We start from the raw sequence: 2,314 nt of genomic DNA on the forward strand, positions 1-2,314 counted from the left end.
GGCGGCACCCGCGAACCGGCCAATCTCCCGCCAGGCGCCACCGTCCAGGGTGTAGGCTTCCAGGGTGTGCGCAACGGGGTCGATCAGCCAAGCGTAGGCTACTCCGAATTGCGCGTAGATCGGCATCTTGATCTCGCGGTCAATGCCGGCTGTGGACGGCGAAAGGATCTCACACACCCAGTCCGGCACCACGGTGAAGCGATGCCCGCGCGGGATCGTCGGCATCCGCTCTTTGCGCCAGCCGGCCAGGTCCGGGACATCAACCTCGGTGTCGTACAGAAAGTGCAACTCCGGCTCGTCGATGATCCACCAGCCACCAGGCCCACCGCGCCCCTTCTGGAAGGGGCCTACCAGCTCGTCACCCAGCGACGACGAGGCGAGCACGTGCGGCCCGCTCGGGCGCGGCTGGGTGTACAACTGACCATCGAGGATTTCCCCGGTCAACCCTTCGGGTAAGGCTTCAAGCTGCTCGTACAACGTCGGTTGCGATTGCGGACGTGCGCTCATGAAACTCACCTCTAATTAACTAAAGACTGATAAGGTGTGTCAAACGTCAGGTCTTTGGTGAGCATGACGTTGAACCGGTATCCCGGCCGGATTTCGAGCGTTGGCGAAATACTCATGTTTTTGCTTAGGAGCTGCCCGGTCACTTGGCCGAGTTGCTGGCCCAGCGCCTCGCTCATGGCGCTGCTGAAGCTCGGTTGCGCGTTGGTCACGCCGGTTTGCGCCGGCTGGCTGTAGGCGATGCCAGCCGTCACCGCCGAGAGCATGATGGCCGAGCCGAACAGCCGCACATAATGATTGTTTACCTTGTCAGTGAAACCCGCATAGCCGGAGCCATCAACGCCGGGCTGGGCGCCCACGTCCATGGCCGTCCCATCCGGAAAGACGATCCGTTGCCAAGCGATCAAGACGCGCGATTGACCATACGCGACTTGGCTCGAATAGGAGCCGACCAGGCGGGCGCCTTGGGGGATCAGAAGGTACTTGCCGGTCGGGGTGTCATACACGTTTTCCGAGACCTGCGCCAAGATTTGCCCCGGCAGGTCCGAGTTGATCCCAGACATGAGCAGGGCGGGTAGCACGAATCCGGCGCGTATTTCGTAGCGCGTGCGCGGGAGCTCCGGGCGCTTATTCAGTACCCACCGATCCCTCTCGGCGCTGTCGAACTGTGACAGACCGCTTTTTCCCCCCCCCGCCCGCCAAACCTCCCGCCCCAGCGCCCCCGGCCATGGTACCCGACGAGCCCAACATGCCGCTTGACTGTAGCTGGGCTAACCGCGCCCGGTAGGCTTGTTGTGGGTCCACATCGCCACCAAGCGCGACAGGAGCGCGCAGCGGCGACCGCTGGTCGGGGCTGTATGGCACGGTCGGCGTTCCACTGCCAAGGGTCACTGGCACCGACGTCTTGGCCTTCGCCGACTGCACCAATTGCTGTAATCGGTTTTGCTGGAGCTTTTCCAGTTCTTGCTCCGCCAGCGTCGGCGGACGACTGGCGGGCACGACCGTCGGCGCGGGTGTCGGCTTGCCCTGAGCGGTGACAGGTGCCGGTCCCCGCGCCGTGCCGAACGCCGGCTGGGGTTTCGTGTCAGGGGTCACGATGCCGGCCTCGCTCAACATGCCAGGTATGTTCTTCGTGGCGGAACGGGCGTTTGACGATTCTGTCTCCGCTGCGGGCGTTGCGGTCTTTGGTGCCCCGCGGTTCGCTCCAACAATGACGAGCACCAATAAGAACATCCCCGCAACGCCAAGGCCGATCACCATCGGCAGGTTGTTGACACTGCGCACGCCCGGACTGCCGGTACTCCCGGGCGAGGCGGACGGGTCCATCGAGTTACTATTTTGGCTGGCCATTGCTTAGTGTCTCTGGGTCCAAGGACCCGCGGGGACAGCCCCGGCAGGGTCGGAAAAATAGGCGCGGCTGATGCTGGCACCGCCGACAAATACCGTCACGCGGTAGACCTCTAAGCCGGCGGGGACATCGATCAAGTACGACAGCGCATAACCGGCCGGCGGCGTGCGGTCGGTGCCTACGGTGACGTGGTACCCCTTCGCCATCAGGGCGGCCACTAACCCCTTGCCAAAGGTATCGGCGGGCTGGGCCGCCAGGCCCACGGGCGTACTCGGCGCCGGGTAGAGGATCTCCAGTTGTGTCGTGGCGTCAGTCACTAGGGTAGTGCCTGGCAGAAAACTCGCCTTTCATCACGAATCCCATTCTTCGCCGCCCGGGCATCGGCGAGCGGTTCATGCATTTTGAAGCGTTTGGTAGCGGTCGAACCGCGCAAATAAGATCCAATCTCATTCGGCACAAGCA

4 protein-coding genes are annotated in these 2,314 nt (G+C 63.3%); all 4 read right to left on the minus strand.

Translation table 11 applies throughout. From position 1 onward, the window contains the following. Positions 1 to 507: Uma2 family endonuclease (locus QZX93_RS21495; protein ID WP_295393284.1), on the minus strand; the 507-nt coding region annotated here is incomplete at its 3' end. Between the two features lie 11 nt (positions 508 to 518). Further along, the gene (locus tag QZX93_RS21500; RefSeq protein WP_295393285.1) at positions 519 to 1,067 is read right to left on the minus strand and encodes a TrbI/VirB10 family protein; all 549 of its coding nucleotides are present in this window, start codon (positions 1,065 to 1,067) and stop codon (positions 519 to 521) included. A 64-nt stretch (positions 1,068 to 1,131) separates the two neighbouring features. Continuing rightward, positions 1,132 to 1,854 carry a hypothetical protein gene (locus QZX93_RS21505; RefSeq protein ID WP_295393286.1) on the minus strand — a complete coding sequence of 241 codons (723 nt, stop codon included), beginning with the start codon at positions 1,852 to 1,854 and terminating at the stop codon, positions 1,132 to 1,134. 3 nt (positions 1,855 to 1,857) lie between these two features. Beyond that, positions 1,858 to 2,169: a hypothetical protein gene (locus QZX93_RS21510; protein ID WP_295393287.1), complete on the minus strand. Its 312-nt coding sequence runs from the start codon at positions 2,167 to 2,169 to the stop codon at positions 1,858 to 1,860. Positions 2,170 to 2,314 lie beyond the last annotated feature (145 nt).

The organism is uncultured Thiodictyon sp. (genome assembly GCF_903946935.1).
Taxonomy (GTDB): domain Bacteria; phylum Pseudomonadota; class Gammaproteobacteria; order Chromatiales; family Chromatiaceae; genus Thiodictyon.

Excerpts from the sequence above, each read along its gene's own strand:
- QZX93_RS21500 (WP_295393285.1), bottom strand. The coding sequence starts at position 1,067 with ATGTCTGGGATCAACTCGGACCTGCCGGGGCAAATCTTGGCGCAGGTC.
- QZX93_RS21505 (WP_295393286.1), bottom strand. The coding sequence starts at position 1,854 with ATGGCCAGCCAAAATAGTAACTCGATGGACCCGTCCGCCTCGCCCGGG.